This window comes from Mycobacterium paragordonae (genome assembly GCF_003614435.1).
Classification (GTDB): Bacteria; Actinomycetota; Actinomycetes; order Mycobacteriales; family Mycobacteriaceae; genus Mycobacterium; species Mycobacterium paragordonae.
In genome coordinates, this window is the sequence record NZ_CP025546.1 from 5,156,491 (window position 1) to 5,179,385 (window position 22,895).

The 22,895-nt window shown below is 66.2% G+C and carries 14 protein-coding genes; 6 read left to right on the forward strand and 8 right to left on the reverse strand.

Going from position 1 to position 22,895, the window contains the following annotated elements:
- Nucleotides 1-3: 3 nt before the first annotated feature.
- Nucleotides 4-7,653, reverse strand: coding sequence for an amino acid adenylation domain-containing protein (locus tag C0J29_RS23050; RefSeq protein ID WP_120793657.1), 7,650 nt, complete (start codon nt 7,651-7,653; stop codon nt 4-6).
- A 271-nt stretch (nt 7,654-7,924) separates the two neighbouring features.
- Between C0J29_RS23050 and C0J29_RS23055 the strand changes: the two genes are divergently transcribed.
- Entirely contained in the window at nt 7,925-10,813 is a 2,889-nt protein-coding gene (locus C0J29_RS23055) for an MMPL/RND family transporter (protein ID WP_242460524.1), read from the forward strand.
- On the opposite strand, the gene C0J29_RS23060 is transcribed toward C0J29_RS23055, so the two are convergent.
- Nucleotides 10,791-11,780, reverse strand: a complete 990-nt coding sequence (locus C0J29_RS23060) for a malate dehydrogenase (protein WP_065044179.1) — start codon at nt 11,778-11,780, stop codon at nt 10,791-10,793. The two genes, C0J29_RS23055 and C0J29_RS23060, sit on opposite strands and share 23 nt — an antisense overlap.
- Before the next feature lie 197 nt (nt 11,781-11,977).
- Between C0J29_RS23060 and corA the strand changes: the two genes are divergently transcribed.
- Nucleotides 11,978-13,078 carry a magnesium/cobalt transporter CorA gene (corA, locus tag C0J29_RS23065; RefSeq protein WP_120794919.1) on the forward strand — a complete coding sequence of 367 codons (1,101 nt, stop codon included), beginning with the start codon at nt 11,978-11,980 and terminating at the stop codon, nt 13,076-13,078.
- A gap of 104 nt (nt 13,079-13,182) precedes the next feature.
- Here corA and C0J29_RS23070 read toward each other — a convergent pair whose 3' ends face one another.
- From C0J29_RS23070 to C0J29_RS23095, 6 genes are read right to left on the reverse strand one after another with little or no spacing between them, the layout of a single operon-like run.
- On the reverse strand, nt 13,183-13,749 hold the full coding sequence (locus C0J29_RS23070; protein ID WP_120793658.1) for a suppressor of fused domain protein: 567 nt from the start codon (nt 13,747-13,749) through the stop codon (nt 13,183-13,185).
- Nucleotides 13,746-14,918 carry an ABC transporter ATP-binding protein gene (locus C0J29_RS23075; RefSeq protein WP_120793659.1) on the reverse strand — a complete coding sequence of 391 codons (1,173 nt, stop codon included), beginning with the start codon at nt 14,916-14,918 and terminating at the stop codon, nt 13,746-13,748. The genes C0J29_RS23070 and C0J29_RS23075 overlap by 4 nt, the downstream gene beginning before the upstream one ends.
- 4 nt (nt 14,919-14,922) lie before the next feature.
- Complete coding sequence (locus tag C0J29_RS23080; protein WP_120793660.1) at nt 14,923-15,756, reverse strand: carbohydrate ABC transporter permease; 834 nt, start codon at nt 15,754-15,756, stop codon at nt 14,923-14,925.
- Nucleotides 15,746-16,624, reverse strand: a complete 879-nt coding sequence (locus C0J29_RS23085) for a carbohydrate ABC transporter permease (protein ID WP_371872502.1) — start codon at nt 16,622-16,624, stop codon at nt 15,746-15,748. Before C0J29_RS23085 ends, C0J29_RS23080 begins: the two co-directional genes overlap by 11 nt.
- Nucleotides 16,612-17,979: an extracellular solute-binding protein gene (locus tag C0J29_RS23090; protein WP_120793661.1), complete on the reverse strand. Its 1,368-nt coding sequence runs from the start codon at nt 17,977-17,979 to the stop codon at nt 16,612-16,614. Before C0J29_RS23090 ends, C0J29_RS23085 begins: the two co-directional genes overlap by 13 nt.
- A gap of 39 nt (nt 17,980-18,018) precedes the next feature.
- On the reverse strand, nt 18,019-18,534 hold the full coding sequence (locus C0J29_RS23095; RefSeq protein WP_065044185.1) for a YflT domain-containing protein: 516 nt from the start codon (nt 18,532-18,534) through the stop codon (nt 18,019-18,021).
- Nucleotides 18,535-18,708: 174 nt separating this feature from the next.
- Here C0J29_RS23095 and C0J29_RS23100 point away from each other — a divergent pair, with 174 nt between their 5' ends.
- The 4 genes from C0J29_RS23100 (at nt 18,709) to C0J29_RS23115 (ending at nt 22,853) form a co-directional block, all read left to right on the forward strand.
- Nucleotides 18,709-19,419 (forward strand): DUF4190 domain-containing protein, encoded by a 711-nt coding sequence (locus tag C0J29_RS23100; RefSeq protein ID WP_120793662.1) that lies wholly within the window; start codon nt 18,709-18,711, stop codon nt 19,417-19,419.
- 62 nt (nt 19,420-19,481) lie between these two features.
- On the forward strand, nt 19,482-20,789 hold the full coding sequence (locus C0J29_RS23105) for a magnesium transporter MgtE N-terminal domain-containing protein (RefSeq protein ID WP_120793663.1): 1,308 nt from the start codon (nt 19,482-19,484) through the stop codon (nt 20,787-20,789).
- Nucleotides 20,786-21,301 carry a DUF1003 domain-containing protein gene (locus C0J29_RS23110; protein ID WP_065161816.1) on the forward strand — a complete coding sequence of 172 codons (516 nt, stop codon included), beginning with the start codon at nt 20,786-20,788 and terminating at the stop codon, nt 21,299-21,301. The genes C0J29_RS23105 and C0J29_RS23110 overlap by 4 nt, the downstream gene beginning before the upstream one ends.
- A gap of 118 nt (nt 21,302-21,419) precedes the next feature.
- Nucleotides 21,420-22,853, forward strand: coding sequence for a lytic transglycosylase domain-containing protein (locus tag C0J29_RS23115; RefSeq protein WP_120793664.1), 1,434 nt, complete (start codon nt 21,420-21,422; stop codon nt 22,851-22,853).
- Nucleotides 22,854-22,895 lie beyond the last annotated feature (42 nt).

Below are 22,895 nucleotides of genomic sequence, written 5' to 3' on the forward strand. Positions count from 1 at the left end.
TCGCTAGAGGAACCCGAGCAGGCGCAAGTCGTTGAGGTACTTGACGATGATGGACGCCGAGACGTGCGGTATCTCCGGATTGTCCTTATCCGGGCCGATTTTCGATTCCCGTACTGCCGCGCGGAACCGCTCGGTCGCGGCGGGGGACCCGCGGCTCGGCTCGGGGGGCGCGAATCCCGCAAGACCGGACAACGACAACGCCGGCAGCACCGACTGCCGCCGCTGACGATCCGGCAGGCCGCGTAAGCCAGCCTCGAATCGCCGCAGCCAGTCCCCGAAATCGTCGATGCGCTCAATCGGGTAACCGGCCTCGATCAGCCAGTCGACGTACTCGTCAAGCCCGATGCCGTCATCGTGGGTGTTCATCACATGGAGCGTCGTGAATCCATCAGCCAGACGGAGACCCAGGGTGGCGATCGCCTCGGCGACGAAGGTGACCGGCAGTCCGTCGAAGTGTGCGCGTTGCCGGTTGCCGTCGGCGTCGAGTTGGTAGAACGAGCCCGGAGCGGTGCCGGTGGCCAGGATGCTCAGTAAGCCCCTGGTGAAGGTGTCCGACACATTGAGCTGGCCTGCATAGCTGCAGTCCGCCAGGATCATTCCGCAGCGGAACACCGCCACCGGCAGCCCGCTCAGATCGTGGGCCTCACGCAGCAATACCTCTCCGGCCCACTTGCTGTTGCCGTAGCCAACGGTGTAGCCGTGATGGTTGGCCCGGGTGGGGCTGATGACCCTGATGTCGGCGTCCTCGGTGAAGGCCGACACCTCGATCTGGTCTCCGACGTTGGCGGTCGAGGTGTATGCGTACGTTTTGAGCTTGGTGGTGAGCGCGAGGCGGATCAGCTCGGCGCTACCCACCACGTTGGGCCCGAACAGCTCGCGGTACGGCAGGATGCCGTTGACCAGGGCCGCCGAATCGACTATCAGATCGACACTGTCGGCCAACCGCTGCCAAACCTGTTGGTTCAAACCGAGATTGGCTTCGGACTTGTCACCGGCGATGACCTCAAGACAATCGGCAGCCAGTTCGTGGAAGTGCCGCAACAGTTTCGGGTCGCCGCTGTCGAAGGTCTTGTCCAGCCGGCGCCGCGCGTCCTCGTCGGAGTTCGCCCGCACCAGGCAGATCAGCCTGCCGTCGATCGGCTTCATGCGTTGCATCAATTCCAGAACGAGAAAGCGTCCGAGGAAACCGGTCGCCCCGGTCAGCAGCACCGTCCGCACCTCGGCGCTCGGGCGCGGCAACGTCGGCGCGCCCGCCAGCGTCGCCGCATCGATGAACTTGTCCAGCGTCAGGTCGGCGGCGTGCACGACGGCAGCTTCGGACCCGTGCACCGCGGTGAAGCTGGGCGAGCGGGCATGTCGGCTCAGCTGTCGACTCAGGCCGCTCACCGATTGCGCTTCGAAAACTGTACGCACCGCAAGGTCGGTGTCCAGGCTGGTGTTGATCGCGGCGACCAGCCGCATGGCCGACAGCGAGTCCCCGCCCAGGTCGAAGAACGAGTCGTCAACCCCTACCCGCTCGAGTCCCAGCACCTCGGCGTAGATGCCGGCCAAGACTTCCTCGACCGGCGTGGCGGGCGCGCGGTATCGAGTTGCAGCTGTGTACTGCGGCGCAGGCAATGCACGAATGTCCAGCTTGCCGTTGACCGTCAGCGGCACGTTGTCGATCTTCAGCACCGCGGCCGGCACCAGATAACCCGGAAGTCGTTCGGCCACTTCGGTTCGCACCGCAACGGGGTCTGCCGACCCGGTCACGTAACCCACCAGACGCGAGGTGCCGTGCCGGTCTTCGCGGGCGATCACCACCGCCTGGCGCACGCCGTCGCACTCGGCCAGTGCCGCGCGCACCTCACCCAGTTCGATCCGGTAGCCACGCACCTTGACCTGCTCGTCGGCGCGCGCCACATAGTCCAGCTGCCCATCGGCCCGCCACCGCACCAGATCCCCGGTACGGTACATGCGCCGCCCCGGGCCCCCGAACGGGCACGCCACGAACCGCGCCGCGGTCAACCCCGACCGGCACCAATAGCCGACCCCCACACCGTTACCCGCGATGTACAACTCGCCGACCACACCCACCGGTACCGCCCGCAACCGCCGGTCGAGCACGAACAGCGCCGCCTGCGGCACCGGCGAACCGATCGGCGCCGCACCGGCCCGCGGCTGCTCCGCCGTCAAAGGCGCACTGATCGACGCATAGATCGTTGTCTCGGTGGGGCCGTACGCGTTTATCATTACGCGCCCCGGCGCCCACCGCTGCACCACGTCGGCCGGGCAGGGCTCTCCGCCCACCACCAACGCAACGGAATCCAGTCCCTCCGCGGGCAACATCGCCACCGCAGAGGGGGTCTGACTCAGCACGTTGACGTGCTCCGAGATCAGTAGCGCGGGAAAGTCTTTGGCTGAGGCGGCAATTGACTCGGGCACAATCACCAGTCGCCCGCCGCGCAGCAGCGCCCCGCAGATCTCCCACACCGAGAAGTCGAAGGCCAGGGAATGGCATTGCGGCCAAACCTGTTCCGACGCTGCGGGCAGTCCCCCGTCGAGGGACATGATCTGGTCGGTCACGTTGCGGTGGGTGATCGCCACGCCTTTGGGGATGCCGGTAGTACCCGATGTGTAGATGAGGTAGGCGATGTCGTCGCCGGCCGGGGGTGGCGGCGCGTGGTTCGGGCCTGCTTCGAGGTCGGGGCCGAGGTTCGCCTCGTCGACGACGATCACCGCCAGGAGCTGTCCGTCGCACCGGGCGCGCTGACCCGCGGTGGTGATGACGGCCGTCGGCGTGGCGTCGGCGAGCATGAACTCCAGCCGCGCCGAAGGCCACCCGGGATCCAACGGCAGATAGGCTGCTCCGGCCTTCAGCACCGCCAATATGGAAACGACGGCTTCGGCCGACCGCTCGAGAAGCAGTGCCACCCGCGCACCCGCGCTGACTCCATGTCGGGAAATCAGGTGCGCCAACCGATTCGCGGCATCGTCCACCTCCTGATAGGTCCAGGACCTGCTTCCGTCGGTGAGCGCCACCGCGGCCGGGCTGCGCGCAACCTGGGCCGCCCACACGGCAGGGATCGACGCCGAAGGGGTGGGGGGCCCGGTCAACATCGCCCGGTTGCCCCACCCGTCCAGCCGGGCACGGGAAACCTCGTCGAGCAGATCCACCGCCGACACCGGCCGGGCCGGGTCGGCCGTCAACGCCGCCACCACCCGCTGGAACCACTCGACGAGTGTTTCGATGCTCTCCGCGTCGAATACATCGGTGCGGAATTCCACGCCTCCTCTGATGCCGGCAGGTTCACCGTCCGCGGTCCAGAACTCACCGAGGGAGAACGTCAGGTCCATGCGGGCGCTGTGGGTGTTCAGCGACTTCGGCGTGACGTGCAGATCGCCCAGAGTCAGCCCGGCGGCGGGATCGAACTGTTGGCCGGGGACGTTCTGCCATGCCAGCACCACCTGGACCAACGGGTGTCGGGTCAGGCTGCGGGGTGGGTTGAGCCGCTCCACCAACAACTCAAAGGGCACATCTTGATGCTCGTAGGCTTCCAGACTGCGGCGTCGCACCTGGGCCAACAGCTCGGCAAAGCTTGGGTCCCCGGCCAGGTCGACCCGGAGCACCAACGTGTTGACGAAGAATCCGACCAAGTCGTCCAGCGCGGGATCGCGCCGCCCAGCGATCGGAAAGCCCACCACCACATCGCTTTCGGCGCCCAGTGCGGACAACAACACCGCCAGCGCGGCCTGCATCACCATGAAGCTGGTCGCGTTGTGCTCGCCGGCCACCCGGGCAATCTGTTGCTGCAGCTGCGCCGGCCAGTCCACCGTGACCTGCGCGCCGCGATAATCGGCGACCGGTGGATAGGGTCGAACGGTCGGAAGCGCCACGGGCTCCGGTAGCCCGGACAGGTTCTCCTCCCAGAACCGCAGTTCCTTGGCGATGCGGCTGTCCCGATCGCCGGGGTCACCCAGTTGTGCACGTTGCCACAAGGTGTAGTCGGCGTACTGCACCGGCAGCGGTGGCCAGCCCGGCGCCCGGCCGGCGCATCGACTGACGTACGCCACGCCGATATCGCGCGCCAGCGGGGTGACGGACCAGCCGTCGGCGGCAATGTGGTGCAGCACGAGCACCAGGGCATGCTCGTTGTCGCGAACACGGAAAAGTGTTGCCCGCATGGGTATTTCTTCGGACAACCGGAACGGGTGAGCTGCCGCGGTGTCGATGGCCACATCCAGTCGACTCGCCGGCCACCCGGCTGCGTCGATGATCTGCCAGCCGAAATCTGCTTGCGCCGCGGGGATTACCAGCTGATGAGGCATTCCCTCGGGAGCCGGGAACACGGTGCGCAGGCTCTCGTGGCGCTCCACCACGTCGGACAACGCCGCACTCAGCGCCCCGGAATCGAGCCGGCCGCGCAGCTGCAACGCGACCGCCATGTTGTAAACCGGCGCGGGGCCCTGGATTTGGTCGATGAACCACAACCGACTCTGCGCGAACGACAGCGGGACCACCGCGGGCCGCTGCTGCGCGACCAAGGCCGTCCCAGGCAGGTCGCCGGACTGCGCCCGCACCAGTTCGGCCAATCCGGCCACCGTGGGCGCCTCGAAGAACGCCCGGATTCCGATCTCGACACCCAACTCGGCCCGGGTCCGTGCCACCAACCGCATCGCCGACAGCGAGTGGCCGCCCAGGTCGAAAAACCCGTCATCGATACCGACCGTCGTCACCCCGAGAACGTCGCCGAACAGTCCGGCCAGCTCGCGTTCGCATGCTTCACGCGGCTCCCGATACGGCACTGTGCTGACGAACTCCGGAGCCGGCAGAGCCCGCCGATCGAGTTTGCCGTTGACCGTCAGGGGCAGCGACTCGAGCACCATGATCGTCGCCGGGACCATGAAATGCGGCAGCATTGCGGATGCATACTGGCGCAGCTCGACCGCCGATGGCGTCTGCCCCGGACCGTCGACCTGCGCATCAAGCACCACATAGCCGACCAGCTGCGCGTCGCCGATTCCGTCCGCGGCACCGCCGGCCACGCTGCGGGCGGTCACCGCAGCCTGAGCCACCCGCGGATGTCTCCTCAGTGTCGCTTCGACCTCACCGAGTTCGATGCGATACCCGCGAATCTTGACCTGCTCGTCCGCACGCCCGAGATACTCCAGCTGTCCGTCGGGACGCCACCGCACCAGATCCCCGGTGCGATACATGCGCCCTCCCAGGCCACCGAAGGGACAGGCGACGAATCGCGCCGCGGTCAACCCGGATCGGCGCACATATCCGACGCCCACCGCGGCACCACCCACATAGAGCTCCCCTACCACCCCGGACGGCACCGGCCGTAGCCACCCGTCGAGGACAAAGAACGCCGCGCCGGTCACCGGCGAACCGATGGGCGGAACACCTGCCCCAGGGCTCAGCGGCGCGCTGATTGCCACGTCCACTGTGGTCTCGGTCGGGCCATAGACGTTGAGCATCACCCGCCCGGCCGCCCACCGATCCACCAGTTCGGCCGGGCATGGCTCGGCTCCTACCAGCAGGGACACCGAGTCCAACCCTTGAGTCTGCAAAACGCTTACCGCGGAGGCAGTTTGACTCAACACGCTCACCCGTTCGGCGACCAGCAAGGCGTGAAACTCGTCCGGCGAGGCGGCCACCGAGTCGGGCACCACCACCAGCTGCCCACCGCCGAGCAGCGCGCCGAAGATCTCCTGCACCGAGGCGTCGAACGCCAGCGAATGCCACTGCGACCACACACCCGCCGCCGGGAGGCGCGCATGCAGCGAGTGCACCAGGTGGGTCACATTGCGATGGGTGATCGCAACACCTTTGGGCGTCCCAGTGGTACCCGAGGTGTAGATGACGTAAGCGATGCCGTCAGCGCCGACGGACAACGGCTGCGGGCCAGCTTCAGGGTCCACCTGCTCACTGATATCGATGATCGGCACCGCGTGGCCGTCCAGCCGGTGAAGTAACCCGGCGGTGGTGAGCACGGCGACCGGTTCCGCGTCGTCAATGAGGAACCCGATCCGGGCGACCGGCAGTGCAGGGTCGATCGGCAGATACGCCGCGCCCGTCTTGAGTACCGCCAGTATCGCCACGATGGCCGAGGCGGATCGTGAAACCAACAGTCCCACAACCGCGCCCGGACGCACACCACGACCGGCCAAGAGACCCGCCAGTCGGTTGGCGGCCTCGTCGAGTTCCCGGTAGGTCATCGACAGACCCTCGAAGCTCACCGCCGTTGCCTCCGGGTTGCGGGCCACCTGCTCGGCGAACAACCCGGGAATCGTGACCGCCGGCATGCAGCACTGCGTCAGCGCCGCCCGGTTGCCCCACCCGTCCAGGCCGGTGCCATCACCGCTGTCGAGCAACGACAGGGACGAGAGCCGTCCGCCCGGATCGGCGGCCATCGCCAGCAGCACTTGCTCCAGCCGCCTTGCCAGATCGGAGACCCCGAAGCTCGAAAATGGTTGCGCGGCACCGGCCGTGCCGAACGAAATCTGATCACCAGCGCCACCGAAGATCAGCCCGAAGCTGCTCGGGAGGCCGATACTCGCATGCAGTATCGACGCCTCGAGACCGACAAGGTCGAGCGCGGTCTGGCCGGGCACGAAGTTGACGCTGACCCGATCGACCGGCAGCGCCAGTCCGCCACGGGATTCCCGCTCGAGGGCGTACACCGGAAACCGCTGATGCCGCAACGCTTGCCGTATCCGATCGTCGACATGCGCACAAAAATCGGCAACCGAAGAGTCCGGAAGGACGCGCAGCACCAGTGGCACCACCCCGGCCAGCATCCCGGGAATCCGCTTGGACTCCGGGCGCACTCGCCTGCTGACCGGGAAGTCAAGCACCACCTCCGGGCCGTCGCCGCACCACCCGTGCACCAGCAGCGCACAAGCTGCGGCCATCACCGACGACTGGGACAGCGTCCGCGTCTGGGCCAACTGCTGCACGCGGCGAAGGGCGACCGAGTCCAACCGGACCGGTACCGACGAAGAAGGTAAATCAGCCGCCCGCGCGTCCCTTGGCATCCGGTATCGCGGTCCGCTTTCCGACGGCAGATTCCTGCTCCAATAAGCCCGATCATCCAGGAAGTCGTCGGACGCCCGGTATTCGGACTCGCACTGGACCAGATCCTGCAACGACCCGAAAAATGCTGGGGGAATGGGCTTTTGGGAAGCGATCGCGGAGTAGACAGTCGCCAACCGATTGAACACCAGCGCGATACCCGTGCCGTCTATCACGATGTGGTGGCCGCAGGCGAATAAGTAGTATTCGTCGTCCCACGTTTGGAACAACGCGAACGTGAACAGTGGGCCGGTCAACGGCATCGGCGTGCTTTGTATCGCGGCCGCCAGTGCGCGGGCCTCCTGCACGGGGTGGCGCGAACCGCTCAGGTCATGGAACACGACTGCGGCATCGGGGTATTCGATCGCCTTTTGCAACACCTGGCCGTTCGCCTCGAAGATGGCGACCCGTGGCGGTTCGGCCTCATGCAGCACCCGGCGCATCGCCTGCTCGACGGCAGCGCGGTCGATCGCTCCCTCGATCCTGGCGAAGAGTCCGAGCTGCCATTGCACATTCAGCTGGCCGGTTTCGTGAGCCAGCCAGATGTCGAGCTGCCCAGGCGTCAGCGGAAACGCCCGGTCATCGCTTTCCATCCGACTAGCCTCGCTTCGCTGCGAACCATCACCCGAAATGAGTAGTCCAAACCGTACTGGACGCCAACAGGCGAGGCGCAGGATTCGACGTGAGGTCACCGCCCCGCTCGCGTTCGGCATAGGCCGAATTGGCAGGTGAAAGCGCCCGCCCCATGATTTACTCTGCTCCATCCGGTAAGGGCGGAAGGTTGAGTGCGATGGGTGAACCCCGTGTCTGCGCGGTCGCCGGAACCCGGACTGAAATGCGGCGACAGTGCATTCCGCTGCAGGCTTGAGCGGCGAGCACGTGACCGGCGAAAGCTCCGGGGCGCCTCTGGTCGCCCGCACGATTCATCGGTTGGCCGTGCCAATCATTTTGGCGTGGATGGCAATCAGCGTCATTGCGACCGTCTGCGTCCCCCCGCTGGAGCTAGTCGAGAAGGAGCATTCGGTATCGCTGGTGCCCAAGGACGCGCCGTCGTTCAAGGCGTTGCAGCGGATGGATGCGGACTTCAAGGAATCCGATTCCTTCAGCTTCGTGATGGTCGTCCTGGAAGGCCGGCAACGTCTCGGAGCGGAAGCACACAAGTACTACGACGAACTGGTCCGTCGGTTGGCAGACGACCACGAGCACGTGCAACACATCCAGGATTTCTGGGCCGACCCACTGATGGCCGGCGCTGTGCAGAGCGCCGACGGGAAGGCCGCATACGTTCAGCTGCTCCTAGCCGGCAACCCGGGCGAGACGTTGGGCAACGAGTCCACTGCGGCGGTCCGGCGAATCGTGGCCCGGACGACGCCGCCGCCGGGCGTCACGGTTTACGTGACCGGCACCGCCGCCCTCGCCGCGGATGCCCAAGACAGCGGTGACAAGTCGGTCATCGTCATGACGGCGATAAGCCTCTCGGTGATCTTCGTGATGTTGCTGCTCGTCTACCGTTCGGCGACGACGGTCATCCTGCTGCTGATCATGGTCGGAATAGAGTTGCAGGTGGCTCGGGGAGTCGTCGCATTTCTCGGCGACCAACAGATCGTCGGTCTGACGACGTTCGTCGTGAATCTGGTGATGGCCGTGGGAATTGCGGCCGGCACCGATTACGCAATTTTTTTCCTGGGGCGTTATCACGAGGCACGTCAGGCCGGTGAAGATCGGCAAACGGCCTATTACACCGCATACCGGGGAGTCGCCAAGGTGGTCCTCGCCTCCGGTTTGACGATCGCCGGGGCGATCTTCTGTTTGAGCTTTACCAGGCTGCCGTATTTCCAGCCGCTGGGCATCCCTTGTTCCCTGGGAATATTCGTCGCGGTCCTGACCGCAGTGACGATGGTTCCGGCCGCTATCGCTGTAGGCAGCCGCTTCGGACTGTTCGACCCCGGTCGGAAGATTTCGGCTCGTCGATGGCGGCGAGTGGGTACGGTGGTCGTTCGCTGGCCCGCGCCCGTTCTGCTGGTCACGGTAGCCGTAGCGCTCATCGGGGTGGTGACGCTGCTTGGATACAAACCCAGCTATAACGACCAGAAGTTCATTTCTCAGAATTCGCCCGGTAACAAAGGCTACGCGGCCGTGGCGCGACATTTCCCGGCGTCGCGAGTGATGATGCCGGAAGTACTGCTGGTCGAGGCCGATCATGATTTACGCAATCCGGCGGATTTCTTGATACTTAATCGACTCGCGAAAGCCGTCCTCGCCGTTCCCGGAATATCCAGGGTGCAATCCGTCACTCGCCCCGAGGGAACCCCGATCGAGCACGCGTCGCTGCCCTACCTGCTGAGCATCCAAGGTGTCGTTGCGCTCGAATCGGTGAAATTCCAGCACGCGCGTATCGACGACATGCTCAGTCAGGCCGAGGAGATGGCGAAAGCGATCGACACCATGCAGCGCATGTATAGCCTGATGCAACAGTTCGTCGAAACGAATCATCGGATGATCGTCGACGCGACGGATATGGCGGCCCTCACCGATGAATTGCGAGACCGGATTGCGGATTTCGACGACTTCTGGCGGCCGGTACGCAGCTACTTCTATTGGGAGAAGCACTGCTACGACATTCCGGTGTGCTGGTCGCTTCGATCGCTCTACGATTCAATCGACGGCGTTGATGTAATCAGCGGCAAGTTTCACGAGTTGGTGGCAGACCTCGGACGGGTCGATGCGATCATGCCGGAGTTGCTCACCCAGTTCCCGCCGATGATCGCGGCAATGCAGAACATGCGGATTCAGTTGCTGAGCATGCACAGCACCGCGGCCGGGATGTTTGATCAAATAAGCGAGCAGGGCAGCGACGCTGCCGCTATGGGTAAGGCTTTCGACGCGGCCAAGAACGACGATTCTTTCTACCTGCCGCCCGAGGTTCTCGAAAATGCGGACTTCAAAAGGATCATGAAAGTGTTCCTGTCGCCCGACGGCAAGGCGGCCCGCATGCTCATCACGCAGCGCGGTGATCCCGCCTCCGCCGATGGGATCGCGCGGGTCGAACCGATCAGGACAGCGGCCGAAGAGGCGCTCAAAGGAACGCCGCTGGAACACGCCGACATCTACGTCACCGGCGCTGCCGCAACCATCAAGGACGTGGTGGAAGGGTCCATATACGACCTCTTGATCGCGGGCATTGCCGCACTGTGTCTCATCTTCATCGTCATGCTGATCAACACGCGAAGTCTGGTCGCCGCGTTGGTGATCGTCGGCACCGTGGTTTTTTCGCTCGGGGCGTCTTTCGGGATGTCCGTTCTCGTCTGGCAATACCTCGTCGGCATCCACATCCACTGGGCGGTGCTCGCGATGTCCGTCATCGTTCTGTTGGCGGTGGGTTCGGATTACAACCTGTTGCTGGTGTCCCGCATCAAAGAGGAGATTCCGGCCGGCATCAACACCGGCATCATTCGCGCGATGGGCGGTACCGGCAAGGTCGTGACCAACGCCGGCCTGGTGTTCGCGTTCACCATGTCCTCGATGGTGTTCAGTGAACTGCGCACCATCGGTCAGGTAGGCACCACGATCGGCCTGGGCCTGTTGTTCGACACCTTGGTGGTGCGCGCATTCATGACGCCCGCTATCGCCGCCCTGCTGGGACGCTGGTTTTGGTGGCCGATACGGGTGCGCTCGCGCCCTGTCGGCCCGTCGCGTGGGCCGGCAGGACCGCATGCGGCAGCGGCAAGCCTCAGATCAGCTTCAACTCCGTGACGGCGCTGCGCTCGTCGGCCAGCTCCGCGGTGGACTTGTCGATCCGGGCGCGGGAGAAGTCGTCGATCTCGAGGCCCTGAACGATCGACCAGTTGCCGTCCTTCGTGGTGACCGGGAACGACGAGATCAGGCCTTCCGGCACGCCGTAGGAGCCGTCGGAGATCACGGCCATCGACACCCAGTCGCCGTCCGGGGTGCCCTGCAGCCACGAGCGGGCCGCGTCGACGGTGGCCGAGGCGGCCGAGGCGGCCGAGGAGGCGCCGCGGGCATCGATGATGGCCGCGCCGCGCTTGGCGACGGTCGGGATGAAGTCGTTCTCGATCCAGTCCTGGTCGTTGACCACCTCGGCGGCGTTCTTGCCGCCCACCTCGGCGTGGAAGATGTCGGGGTACTGGGTGGCCGAGTGGTTGCCCCAGATCGTCATCTTTTTGATGTCGGTGACCTTGGCGCCGGTCTTGCGGGCCAGCTGGGAGATGGCCCGGTTGTGGTCCAGCCGGGTCAGCGCGGAGAACCGCTCGTTCGGGATGTCGGGGGCGTTGGTCATCGCGATCAGCGCGTTGGTGTTGGCCGGGTTGCCGGTCACGCCGATGCGCACGTCGTCGGCGGCCACCGAGTTCAGCGCCTTGCCCTGGGCGGTGAAGATGGCGCCGTTGGCCTCCAGCAGGTCGCCGCGCTCCATGCCCGGGCCACGCGGGCGGGCGCCGACCAGCAGCGCCAGGTTCACGCCGTCGAAGATCTTGTTGGCGTCGGCGCCGATCTCAACACCGGCCAGCAGCGGGAACGCACAGTCGTCCAGCTCCATCACCACGCCCTCGAGGGCCTTGAGTGCCGGCTCGATCTCCAGCAGCCGCAGCTCGATCGGACGGTCCGGGCCGAGCAGCGAGCCGCTGGCCAGGCGGAACAACAGGCTGTAGCCGATCTGGCCGGCGGCACCGGTGACGGCAACCTTGAGAGGACTTGCGCTCACGTCGGTTCTGCTCCTTCGGGTAAGACGGGTTCGCGTCGAAACTAGCGCACTGCCGCCTCTGCGAAATCGCCGGTCCAGGGACGGCTGATGCGCGGCTGGGAATCAGCTGTTGAAGAACCGTTTGTTCGGTCCAGGCGCGTACGATGACCAGCGCCTGCAGACCGGCCTGCAGAGCGGCACGGCGATCGGAGGTGGAAATGTTCCCGGGGTTTGACGCATTGCCTGAAGCTCTCCGGCCGGTCGCTCGAACGCGCCGGGAGCACGTGCACCCGGTTGCCAGTCCGCCGACGCAGACGTTGGTCGATTGTGGCGTCTACGTCGACGGCCAGCGGCTGCCCGGAAAGTTCACTCCCGCCGAAGCGCTGGCCAAGGTCCGCGACATCGAGCAGGACGGCCAGGAGGCGTTCGCGTGGATCGGGCTGCACGAGCCCGACGAAGCGCAGATGCAGGAGGTGGCCGACGCCTACGGTCTGCACCCGTTGGCTGTCGAGGACGCCGTGGTCGCCCACCAGCGCCCCAAGCTGGAGCGCTACGACGATTCGCTGTTCCTGGTGCTGAAGACGGTGAATTACGTGCCGCACGAGTCGGTGGTGCTGGCGCGCGAGATCGTCGAAACCGGGGAGATCATGATCTTCGTCGGCGCCGACTTCGTAGTCACCGTCCGCCACGGCGAGCACGGCGGGCTGCATGAGGTCCGCAAACGGATGGATTGTGCGCCCGAACACCTGCGTCTCGGTCCGTATGCGGTCATGCACGCGATCGCCGACTACGTCGTCGACCATTACCTCGGCGTCACCAGCCTGATGGAAGACGACGTGGACGCCATCGAGGTGGTCGCCTTCGCACCGGGCAAGAAGATCGACGTCGAGCCGATCTACCTGCTCAAGCGGGAAGTCGTGGAGTTGCGCCGGTGTGTGGCGCCGCTGTCGGGGGCGTTTCAGCGCATGCAGGTCGAGAACAAGGACCTGATCAATAAGGAAGTGCGCCGCTATCTGCGCGACGTCGCCGACCACCAGACCCAGGCCGCCGAGCAGATCGCCAGTTACGACGACATGCTCAACTCACTGGTACAGGCCGCGCTCGCCCGGGTCGGGATGCAGCAGAACATGGACATGCGCAAGATCTCGGCCTGGGCCGGTATCGTCGCCGTGCCCACGATGGTGGCCGGGATCTACGGCATGAACTTCCACTTCATGCCCGAACTCGATTCACGGTGGGGCTACCCGTCGGTGATCGCCGCCATGGTGGTGATCTGTGTGGCTCTCTACTTCAGCTTCCGCCGGCGCGACTGGCTCTAGGGGCCCCACGCCCCCCGCCTCACCCTCTTGCCCGCGATAGTGAATTCCACGACGCTGCAACGGCGTGTCGCGTCGCCGAATTCGCACTCGGCGCCGAGCCACCTCTAACTCGGTTGCGCCGCCGGCCGATTCGGGTCCAGCACGTCCACTCCATCGTTCACCCACGCCTCGCGCATGGCCGCGGCGCCCTTGAGTCGCACCCAGGCCGCCTCGTTGGCGGTGATGGGCGTGGCGGACAGAAACACCACTGGCTCGCGTGGCGGGTCCAGCGGCAAATCGGGAACGTCGCTGCGGCCCAACAACACCGCCGTAAAAGCCGCACCTGACCACAACGGCGTGCCGAGGTCGATCAGCGCATCGGGCACCAGCACCACACCGTCGACCGCCGGCGTGGCCGCAAGTACGGCCATGGTGCGCACCACCCCGGTGATCGGACCCGGATCACGCAGGGCCAGCACCACTTCGGCGCGCGGACCACGCAGATGATCGGTGACCATCTCGGTCGGATCCGTCATCGGATACCGCGAGCAGCCCAGCGACACGTAGTGCACCACCGGCCCCCGGAACCGCAGCACCTCGATCGGCTCGGCACCGAGGAATGTCACGCTCGCCGAGTCGGGGTCGGTGCCGAAGTGGCTGCGCAGATGCGCGCGGACGTTGTCGAGAATCACTGGGCTGCCGGCACCGTCAGGTTCACACCGGAGTCGGCGTCGAAGACGGCGAGTTTGGCCGGGTCGAAGGCCAATTCGATCGGTTGTCCGATCACGGCTTTCGATTCGGCAGGAACCCTTGCCACGAAACGGTTTTCATGCACATCAGATTCAGCGGCCACCTCATCCAATCGAGCCGAGTGCGCCTGCGGACCCGTGGTGGTGAAGTACACATACTTGTCGGAGCCCAGTGATTCGACCAGATCGACGGTGACCTCGAAGATCAGCGAACCGATCCGCTGGTAGCCGTCGATCAGCGCGGCATCGTGGATGTGCTCGGGCCGCAGACCGACGATGACATTCTCCGGTTTGGGGTGCCCGGCGATCACCTCCTGCACCTCCGGCTTCACCGTCACCTCGCCGAACGACAGCGTCAATCCGAACGACGTCAGGGTGGCCGGGAAGAAGTTCATCGCCGGCGAGCCGATGAAGCCGGCCACGAACAGATTCGCCGGCCGCTCGTAAAGCTCGGTGGGCGTGCCGATCTGCTGCGCGACCCCACCGTGCATCACCACCACCCGGTCCCCCAGCGTCATGGCCTCGGTCTGGTCGTGGGTGACGTAGACGGTGGTGGTACCCAGCCTCTTCTGCAGGCGCGCGATCTCGCCGCGCATCTGCACCCGCAGCTTGGCGTCCAGGTTGGACAGCGGCTCGTCCATCAGAAAAGCCTTGGGCTGGCGCACGATTGCCCTGCCCATCGCCACCCGTTGACGCTGACCACCCGACAACTGCGAAGGTCGGCGATCCAATAGTTCGGTCAGGTCCAGGATCCTGGCGGTCTCCTCCACCTTCTGGGCGATGTCGGCCTTCTTCATCTTCGCCAGCGTCAGCGGGAACGCGATGTTCTGCCGGACCGTCATGTGCGGATACAGCGCGTAGGACTGGAACACCATGGCGATGTCGCGATCCTTGGGCGCCTTCTCGTTGACCCGTTCGCCGCCGATAAGCAGCTCCCCCGACGAGATGTTCTCAAGTCCGGCAATCATATTCAGCGTCGTGGTCTTGCCGCAGCCGGACGGCCCGACCAGGATCAGGAACTCGCCGTCGGCGATGGTGATGCTGAGGTCCTGTACCGCGGTATGACCGTCGGGGTAGCTCTTCTTGACGTGTTCCAGCACAATCTCGGCCATCGCGCTATCCCTTCACAGCACCGGAGGTCAACCCGGCGACGATGCGTCGCTGGAAAATCAGAACGAAGACAATGATCGGAATCGTGATCACGATGGCGCCGGCGGCGATCGATCCGGTCGGCTCCTCGAATTGCGAACTGCCGGTGAAGTTTGCGATCGCCACCGGAGCGGTGATCGCCGCCTTGGTGGCGGTCAGCGACAACGCCAGCAGCAGGTCGTTCCAGGCGAAGATGAACACCAGGATCGCCGCTGTCACCAGACCCGGGGCGGCCAGCGGAACGATCACCTTGACGAAAGCCTGAGCGGGGGTGGCACCGTCCATCTTGGCCGCCTTCTCCAGATCCCAGGGAATCTCCCGGAAAAAGGCCGACAGCGTGTAGATCGCCAGCGGCAGCGCGAATGTGATGTAGGGCAGGATCAGGCCCGGCCAGGTGTCGAATAACCCGACGACGCGTTCGATGTCGAACAGCGGTGTCACCAGAGAGATCGCGGGAAACATGGTGATCAGCAACGTCATCCCGATCAGCACCCGCTTGCCCGGGAAACTCAGCCGCGCAACCGCATAGGCCGCCATCGCGCCGAGCACCACCGCAATCACGGTGGTGGTCAATCCGATCCCGATCGAATTTATCAGCGCCGAGCTGAAGAAGTCACCGCGGAAGATGCCGCGGTAGTTGTCCAGGGTCACCGATGACGGAATCAGCTTGCCGTCCTTGACCATTGACGTCGGCTTGAGCGAAAGGCTGAGTATCCACAGCACCGGCAGCATCGCATACGCCACCACCAGAACGTCGATCACTACCCAGAACGTCGCGCGCCGCACCGAATCACCGGGCATCGAAATCACTCCCGGGCGCCGACGCACCGAACAATTTGATGAAGACGAGCGCGATGATGCCCACACACAGGAAGATCAGCACGCTGATCGCCGAGCCCAGGCCGATGTTGAAGCCCTTGAACAGGTTGTCGTAGCCCAGGATTGACACCGAGCCGGTGTTGTTGGCCCCAGCGGTCAGCACGTAGATGTTGTCGAAGATCCGGAATGCGTCCAGCGTCCGGAACAGCAACGCCACCACCACCGCCGGCTTGATGATCGGCAGGGTGATCCGGGTCAGCCGCCGCCAGGCATCCGCGCCGTCGACCTGGGCCGCCTTCAGCAGATCCTCGGGCACCAACGCCAAACCGGCCAGCAGCAGTAGCGCCATGAACGGGGTCGTCTTCCACACCTCGGCGATCACGACCACGCCCAGCGACGGAATCTGTTGCGTCAGTGGCGCACTCCCGTCGGGCAACAGGTTGGCCAGATAACCGGTGCCCGGCGTCCAGGCGTAGTACCAGCTGTACGACGCGACCACTGTGACGATGCCGTATGGGATCAGCACTGCGGTGCGCACCAACCCTTTGCCGATCAGCGTGCGGTGCATCACCAGCGCCAGGGACAGGCCGAGTACAAATTCGAACGCCACCGAGACGACGGTGATCGCCAGCGTTACGGCCAGCGCAGTCCACCAGTAACGGTCGCTGAGGATCGTCTGGTAGTTGCCCAGCCCGATGAACGCGGTGTCGTGCGGGGTGGCCAGGTTGTTGCGCTGCAGGCTCAGCCACATCGCATAGCCGATCGGGTACGCCGTCACCGCCAGCATCAGGGTCACCGCAGGCGCGACGAGCAGGTACGCCAACCGCCGTTCAGAATTCACGGCAGCAATCCCTTGCCGTCGATCGCCTTCTGCACCTGCACCACGAGTTCGTCCGCCGTGCGTTCCGGGTCGATCGCCGTGATCGGGCTCAGCGCCGAGGCAAGCCGGATCGACACCGCCTGATACGCCGGCGTCGCGGGCCGCACCGCGGCGTCGGTGAGTTGCTGGCGGATGATGCCGTACATCGGGTACTTCGCCTGGAACTGCGGGTCGGAGTACAGCGAGGTCCGCACCGGGGGCAGTCCGCCTTCGATCGCGACGTACTTCTGGTTCTGCAGGTTGCGTATGCACCGGACGGCTTCGAACGCTTCGGCTCGGTGCCTGGTGGTGCTCGCCACCGCCAGATTCAGCCCACCGATCGTCACCTTGGCCGACTGCCCGGGCACCACCCCGGGGTAGCGCGCGAAACCGAACACCTTCTGGCTGGCCGCGTAGGCGATGTTGAATTGCTCATCGCTCGGGCTGAACGTGCCGACCCCGTTGATGCTGCCCGCCAGTGCGGGCTCGCGGTTCAGCGGCAGGAATGCCACACCACCCTTCACCGCGTTCTCCAGCAGGGACGCGAACACGTAGGGCCAGTTGACCTCCAGGGCCGCCTGGCCCTGTTCGACCGCCAACCGCGCGGCGCCTTCGTCGCTGCGGGTGATCGACGGGTCGGCGCCCGGCGCGGTGGCCACCGATTTCAGGATCCGCAGCGCGGCCACCGTGGCGGCGCGGTGTTCGGGGGTGTCGGTCAGGGTGACGCGCTTGCCGTCCTCGGAGAGCACCTGCCCGCCTGCGCTGACCAGCAGCGTGTTGAACCACACCACCAGTCCCTCGGCCTCGTTGGCCTGCACGGCGATCCAGCTGGGCTCCCCCGCGGCATGCAGGCGGCCCGCCTCAGCCACCATGGCAACCCAGTCGCGCGGCGGTTGACGCACCAAATCTGCTCGATACCAAAGCAATTGAGTGTTCGTGGTGACCGGCGCGCCGTATCGGCGACCATTCCAGGTCGCCGTCTTCAGCGGACCCGGCAGGGTATCGCCGGTCGCGTCGGACTCGGTGAGTCCCGACGGATCGTCCGACAGCGGCAGCGCCCAGCCCGCTTCGGCGAACTCGGCGGTCCACACCACATCGAGCGCCATCACGTCCAGGGTGTCGTCGTGCCCGGTCAACCGCCGGGAAAGCTGCAGCCGTTGCTGGTCGGGCGATCTGGCCAGGCTCACGTGCGCAATGCGGTACCGGCCGCCGGCCTGTTCCGAGCACCGTTGGGCGACGGCGGTGAAGGTCGCCCCGTCGGTGGCCGGCGTGTAGAAGCTGATCACCACACCGTGGTCGCCGGAGCCGCAGGCCGAGAGCACCGACGCGGTGGCCGACGCCGCCATCAAGGCAGCCACCCACCGCCGCACGCGACGGTTCACCAGTCAGATCGCCAGACGCGCCAGCAGATCTCGCGCTTTCTCGGCATTCTGAGGGTCGCAGAGCACGTCGTAGCGGCCCGCGACCAGTTGCATGGTCGAGCTGAAGTCCCTGGTGCCGCGTGCCATGGCATACGGCACGGCCGAGGTGATCAGCCCGAAGAAAACCCCCGCGACCAGCCCGGTGATCAGCGCGCCCCATGGGTTCGGGCTGAAGAAACCGAGCACCAGGCCGATGAACAGACCCAGCCAGGCTCCACTGAGCACGCCACCGCCGAGCACTTTGCCCCAGGTCAGCCGGCCGGTGACGCGTTCCACCTGCATCAGGTCGACGCCGACGATGGTCACTTGCTGGACGGGAAACTCCTGATCGGACAGGTAGTCGACGGCGCGCTGCGCCTCGGCGTAGGTGGGATACGAGCCGACCGGCCAGCCCTTAGGCGGTGTCGGCAACGCGGGCACATTACGTCGACCGGCAGCCCCACCGGCGGGTGGTTGTCCTGGTTGGAATGGGCTAGTCATCGGTACCTCATTCTCCTCCTGCCCGCCTTTACGCTGACCATCGTTCCATCTCGGCACCCAGGACGCACCATCCGCACCCCGGCAGGCCGCACATTTGGCTTAGCCGGAGCCCGGCCGCAGACGGCCCGACTCACCGCGGTGCCCGGCGCGGGACCATGCGCTACGTTCATCACCATGACAGCTCCCGGCGACTCTTCCGGCGAGGCCAACGACAGCGCGCCGCAACCCGATTCCGATCAGACGCAAGCCGCTGAACAGCCGATATCCGATGCTCCGTGGGCTTCGCCGGCGGCGTCCCCGGTCGTCGACTATCCGCCCCCGGTGGACTACCCGACCCAGGCCGCCCCGCTGCCCGGCTACCCCCCACCGGACCCCGGGGCCGGCTACCCACCACCGCACCCGGCAGCCGGCCACTCGCCACCCAACTACCCGCCTCCAAGTCCGCCGTTCGGCTACACACCGCCGGACCCGGCGGCCGGCTACCCGCCTCCGAGTCCGCCGTTCGGCTACACACCGCCGGGCTACCAGCCGTACGGCGCAACGCCCCAGGGCTTCGGCGATCCGGCGTCATATCCTCCGCCCGCGCCGGGCCCCTACGGTTCGTACCCGGGCGGCTATTACCCCGGGCCGGACTACGGCGGCGGCTACGGCGCGATGCAGGCCGGCACCAACACCATGGCGATCATTTCGCTGGTCTCCGGAATCGTCGGCATCCTCTGCTGCGTCGGCTCATTCGTCGGCATCGCGTGCGGCTTGGTGGGAATCAACCAGATCAAGCAGACCCGCGAGGACGGCTTCGGCCTAGCGGTGGCCGGGATCGTGATCAGCGCGGCGACGCTGTTGGTCTACTTCATCGCCGTGATGTTCAGCCTCGGCTCGCGCTGAGCGAGCCGTCAGCTTGCGGCCCCAACCTGCCGTCCCCGCACCCCCTGCCTACGCTCTCTCCTATGGCGTCGGTCAACAGGGTGTACGTGGCACGACTGCCGCGAATGATGGTGCTCGGCCCGCTCGGCGAATCGTTCGGGCGCGTCCGCGACGTCGTGATCAGCATCAGCATCGTCCGCCAACAACCCCGCGTCCTCGGCCTCGTCGTCGACCTCGCCACCCGGCGCAGCATCTTCATCCCGATCCTGCGGGTCGCCGCCATCGAGCCCGACGCAGTGACCCTGCGTACCGGCAACGTGTCGCTGCGCCACTTCGAGCAGCGGCCCGGCGAGGTGCTGGCGATGGGTCAGGTGCTCGACACCCAGGTCCGGGTCAACGACCCCGACCTGCCCGACCTGGCCGGCATTGACGTAGTGGTCACCGACCTGGGCATCGAGCAAACCCGGACCCGGGACTGGGTGGTCACCCGGGTGGCGGTGCGCACGCAACGCCGGCTGGGACGTCGTGGCCCGGTGCATGTCGTGGACTGGCAGAACGTGCACGGGTTGACCCCGTCGGCCTTGGCCATGCCGGGCCAGGGCGTGGCACAACTGCTCGACCAGTTCGAAGGACGACGGGCCGTCGACGTCGCCGACGCCATCCGCGGGCTTCCCACCAAGCGCCGCTACGAGGTGTTCAAGGCACTCGACGACAACCGTCTGGCCGACATCCTGCAGGAGCTGCCCGAACTCGATCAGGCCGAGGTCCTGACGCACCTGGGCACCGAACGCGCCGCTGACGTGCTCGAGGAGATGGACCCCGACGACGCCGCCGACGTGCTGGGTGTGCTCAACCCGACGGACGCCGAGATGTTGCTCACCCGAATGGATCCCGACGACTCCGACCCGGTGCGACGACTGCTCACGCACTCCCCCGATACCGCCGGCGGCCTGATGACCTCCGACCCGATCGTGCTCACCCCGGACACCTCGGTCGCCGAGGCGCTGGCCCGGCTTCGCGATCCCGACCTGACGCCCGCGCTGGCGTCGATGGTGTTCGTGGCGCGCCCACCGACCGCGACTCCCACCGGCCACTACCTGGGCTGCGTGCATCTACAAAGGCTGCTTCGCGACCCACCATCCGAGCTGGTCGGCGGGCTCGTCGACAGCGACCTGCTCACGCTGTCCCCGGAGACCCAATTAGCCGCGGTCACCCGATATTTCGCTGCGTACAACCTGGTGTGCGGCCCGGTGGTCGACGACCAGAACCACCTGCTGGGCGCGGTGACGGTGGATGACCTGCTTGATCATCTGCTGCCGCATGACTGGCGCGTGGACGTACAGCAACTCGATCCCGCCGGTAGGCCACCACGGACCGGAGATGCCTCGTGAGCACGTCCCAGACGCCGCGGCGGCTGTACACCCCGCGCACCTCGCGCCGGTACACGCCGCGGTTGGACCCAGAGACGGTGGGGCAGTTCACCGAATCCATCGCAAGGTTCTTCGGGACCGGGCGCTACCTGCTGTTGCAGACGATCGTGGTGATCGTGTGGATTGCGATCAACATGATCGCCATCCGCTGGCAGTGGGACCCTTACCCGTTCATCCTGCTCAACCTCGCGTTCTCCACCCAGGCCGCCTATGCCGCACCGCTGATCCTGCTCGCCCAGAACCGGCAGGAGAACCGCGACCGGGTCGCGCTGGAAGAGGATCGTCGCCGCGCGGCACAAACCAAGGCCGACACCGAATATCTTGCCCGCGAACTGGCCGCGCTCCGGCTGTCCATCGGCGAGGTTCCGACCCGCGACTACCTGCGCCACGAACTGGAAAGCCTGCGAACGCTCTTGGCGGACTTGCAGTCGACAAAGGACCGTGCCGAGCGGCGTGGTAAGAAAACCACCTGAGAATCAGCTTTGTGCCATTGCGCTACTCCCGTGACGAGAGTTATGTATGGTGATCTAGTTCACGAAGCTAACAAGTGGTCAGTTTCCCGGCGGCTCACAGAATTTGAGGACGGTCGAGGTGCACATAGGGGGACGCTGGGCTGACAACCCGGCCGCCGCGAAGGTGCGACAGACGGCAGTACGCGTCACACGCACCCCCGTCTTCGGCGTCGCCATGATCTCTCCCCTGATTTTCGCCAGCGCGGTCGGTGCCGCGGCGCCGTCGCTGCACGGAAAGAACCAGCCGCACCGCGCCGCCATCACACCGGTAGCCGCCGTCGGCCCCGCCCCGCACGTCGACCTGTCCGGGCCCACAGTCATCTCCATTCAGCGGGTACCGACCAGCTTCCACGTCGCCGCGGCCACCAGTTCCGCGCCGCCGCCTCCGACCGTCGTGAACACCCCTGGCGCACTGGGGATTCCGATCATGGCCCTGTCGGCCTACCGCAATGCCGAGCAGAAAATGGCATCCGCGCAGCCGAGCTGCGGAGTCAGCTGGAACCTGCTCGCCGGCATCGGACGCATCGAGTCGGGCCACGCCGGTGGCGGTGCCGTCGATGCCCGCGGCACCGCGACCAACCCGATCTACGGTCCCGCCCTGGATGGCACGTTGCCCGGCAACGAGGTCATCATGCAGCGCGACCAGGGCAACCGCGTCACCTACGCCCGCGCCATGGGCCCGATGCAGTTCCTGCCCGGCACCTGGGCCCGCTATGCCGTCGACGGTGATGGTGACGGCATACCCGACCCGCAGAACCTGTTCGACGCCACCCTGGCTGCCGCCCGGTACCTGTGCAGCGGCGGGCTCAACCTGCGCGACCCGCAGCAGGTGATGGCGTCGATCCTGCGCTACAACAACTCCATGTCCTACGCCCAGAACGTCCTGGGCTGGGCCGCCGCCTACGCCACCGGCGTGGTTCCGGTCGACCTGCCGCCGATCACCGGCCCGCCGCCCCCGATCGGCGACGCGCACCTCGAGCACCCGGAAGGCCTCGGGCCGAACCTGCCCCTTAACGTCACCGGCCTGGGCGTCGGCGACCCGATGGGTCAGCACATGCCGCTGATCGACTTCGGGCAGCCGTCGATCATCTCGCAATATCCGACGAACTCCCTGTACCCGAACCCGCAGGCGCCGATGTGGCCGTGGATGCAGCCCGCCCAGGTGCCGCAGCCGGCTCCGGTGGCCACCCCGGGCTGCACCCTGATCTGCATCAGCTCGCAGACGCCTGACTCGCTGCCGCCCGGCGCGGGTCCCATCCCCAACGGCGGGATCGTCATCGCTCCGGCGGCACCCCCGGCGCCCCCGGCCGCTCTGGCGTTCCCCGACCCGTTCGCCCCGCCGCCCGCACCCCCGGCCCCGCCCGCTCCGGCGGCACCCGCCCCAGCGGCTCCTGCTCCGGCGGCTCCGGCGACGCGGGCCCCCACCAACGGCGCTCCGGCGCCCAAGCCCGCTGGTCCGGCGCAGCCGGTCCCGCCGGCCCCCGGCGAACCGGTGCTCGCCCCGGTCAGCTGACCGTCGGAAAAGCTCGCGTCCGAGCGGCCTAGACTCGGCGGT